Annotated in this window: 1 protein-coding gene and 2 pseudogenes; 1 reads left to right on the forward strand and 2 read right to left on the reverse strand. The window is 53.6% G+C overall.

Annotated features, from left to right (window positions below):
- Positions 1–46 precede the first annotated feature (46 nt).
- Complete coding sequence (locus HNH97_RS17170; protein WP_171791693.1) at positions 47–1,159, reverse strand: P-loop NTPase; 1,113 nt, start codon at positions 1,157–1,159, stop codon at positions 47–49.
- Positions 1,160–1,398: 239 nt separating this feature from the next.
- On the opposite strand from HNH97_RS17170, the pseudogene HNH97_RS18505 reads away from it, so the two are divergent.
- Positions 1,399–1,527, forward strand: a pseudogene (locus HNH97_RS18505) (DUF3363 domain-containing protein); the annotation flags it as partial.
- A 190-nt stretch (positions 1,528–1,717) separates the two neighbouring features.
- On the opposite strand, the pseudogene HNH97_RS17180 reads toward HNH97_RS18505, so the two are convergent.
- A pseudogene (locus tag HNH97_RS17180) lies at positions 1,718–2,178 on the reverse strand (winged helix-turn-helix domain-containing protein); the annotation flags it as partial.
- Positions 2,179–2,478 lie beyond the last annotated feature (300 nt).

Consider the following 2,478-nt stretch of genomic DNA (forward strand, 5'->3'; position numbering starts at 1 on the left):
ACAGCAACGCCGTCAGAATGGCGGCATAACAACAACCGGGTATAGCTTATTCAAACCCAAAAACTGTCCGAACAGACGGGTCCACCTCTATTCGGTCGAAATATAACACGGGACGATCGGCCGCAATTTCCGCTGCAACCTGCTTTAGGATCGTTGTCTTACCAGAGAGAGGTAACCCCACGATAGCTACATGGCGTCCACTATAAATCGAGTTTTTGACAGAAGAATTCACTCGTCTACGCACAACCTGGTTCGAATAGGCGTCCGACCATTCTGGCTCCGAGCCGCGAAAGAAGTTGCGTATGGGCCTTTGCGCAACTTCTCCTATGGTAGGAACCCGACCCGTGAAGAGTTGTTGATTGCGTGTCGGTTCTGCAATGGAGTTAGATCCTACCTCGTCGCCTAGGAAGGTCAGAAAGTCTTCGGTTTCTCCGACCATGATATGAAAACCGAGACTGGTATATAGCGCGCTTGCACCTGCGTCTTCTCGTCGAAGCAATATCCATCGGTTGAATTGGGACGGCGTAGTTGAGCCCTGGAGAGCCTGAAGCACGCCAGCATCGCGCATGCCATAGCCTAGAAACAACGTCGGTCTGGCCCCCAGTTGCCTTTGAAAGACATACCATGTTTCCCGGTCCGAAGCGAAAGCCGACGATATCTGGCCCGGAGTAAACAGGAAGTCTCCGTCCTCATGGCGCACGTTGCCGTGAAGTGCGATGAACTGGGCAACGTCCTTTGGCTGTCTCGGTGCCCCGTACATTGTCAAATCGTGGAGAATGCGCGTACTATCATTCTGGCGGGCATTGAAGATGTGAAAAGGTAGGTCATCAATGTTTGTAGTATAGAAAAACTCAGTGTTAATTCTGCGCAAGTAATCGTACTTGGGTTCGTAAGTTTTTACAGTAAAGACGCGCTCAAGATACCTTCGTAGGGCGTGTCTACGATCGGACAGTATTACAGCATAAAGACTTGCAAGATCTAAAGAGGAATACTCGTCTAAGCTGAATTCCTTTACCAATAGTGTTTTGAGACCATCACCAACCGGCAAAGTTTCTCCAAAGGAATTGCGAGCTAACGTAGAAAAACCGGCCCCAGTGAAAAGATTGACCCCGCGTGATAAGTCAGCCTTCAGCAGTCCGGCTTTTTCCACTTTGAGCATCCGTACGAACTCCTATTCCATACCTTCTAGATAACTTACGGTTCCTTGGCTTTCAGCGCCAGTCCAATAAAAGCGGACCTTCCGTTTCTCTCCCCTAATTGCCGACATTTTTCTGCAGGGAAGGGGGAGAGCATGCTGGCTCGGTATAGTCTTCAGAGTCAGAGGGCTGCGCGGATTTTCGTGACGGGTTGAGAGGGTAGGAGAGAGTCTCCTGTCCGCCCGTCATGGAGTTTTTCGCCATGGCGACCGCTATTCCCAAAATCAGCCTGAGTTCGTCCCGTGACATTCCGTTCAACCGGTTGGTGCTGTCCCAGTCCAACGTGCGGCGTGTGAAGTCCGGCCTGTCGATTGAGGAACTGGCTCGCGATCACCCCGCGTATGATGGGCGAGATGAACGTATTGCTGATTATGGCAGCGACGAAGGCGGTGAGGGCGATAGCATCGCTTCCGTCGTCGAACCCGAGGAGGAAGACGGGATCAAACCACTGCCTGACCGGCTTCTCACCGAACTGACAGCCTGGCGCACGCTTGCTCTGCGAGATGCTTTCGCCAGCAACCCGCACATTGCCCTGGTCGGGTTCCTCGTCTGGCCCATTGCCGGACGATACCGTTCTTTTGCCCGATCCGCGCTTCGTCCTGAAACCATATTTCGATCCGTTTGCCGCGCGGCAGATGGCCGATGTGGGACTTCAGGAGTGTTGGGAAGTTTTTTTGAAGGCGTCCATGACGGACGGGTCCTGTCCTGGATGGCGGGGCCGTGCGCTCACGTGACTAAAGCCCAACCGCTTCAGCAGGGTGGAAACGTGGTGCTCGTGATACGAAACACCGAAACCGTCCTCAATCATCTGCTTCAGATCAACGCGGCCCCAACGGACCACACCGTCCCGGTTACGATCGGAGCCGGCGACGATCAATGCCGAGAGTTCCGCCTGCTGGTCCGCCGTCAGGCGGCAGACAGAGCCATTCCGCTATTGATCCCGCAGGCTATCTGGCCTCAGAGCATTGAACCGGTGTAGCCAGTGACAAAAGGCGCCGTGCAACATTCCCATCCCGTGCACGAGAGGCCAGCCGCCAAAGGGCCTCAGTCGTATAATCCGTCCGTAAGGCAATCGCATCAGCCATCTCCAATCCTCCCTCACAAGACAGAATCAGAATAGGACGGCCACGTTACTACACAGATGAGTCAAACGTAAGAGCCTTCCGGATCGGTCCTTCGCGTGGGGAGCGTAGTGACGTGCCCCCCGGAAATGTCACCATTTTAAAGTAGAGTCCGATCGAGAAGGATACGGACGAATGAAACGCAGTCGTTTTACGGAAGA

The sequence above is a fragment of the Gluconacetobacter entanii genome, from assembly GCF_013155425.1.
Lineage (GTDB): Bacteria > Pseudomonadota > Alphaproteobacteria > Acetobacterales > Acetobacteraceae > Novacetimonas > Novacetimonas entanii.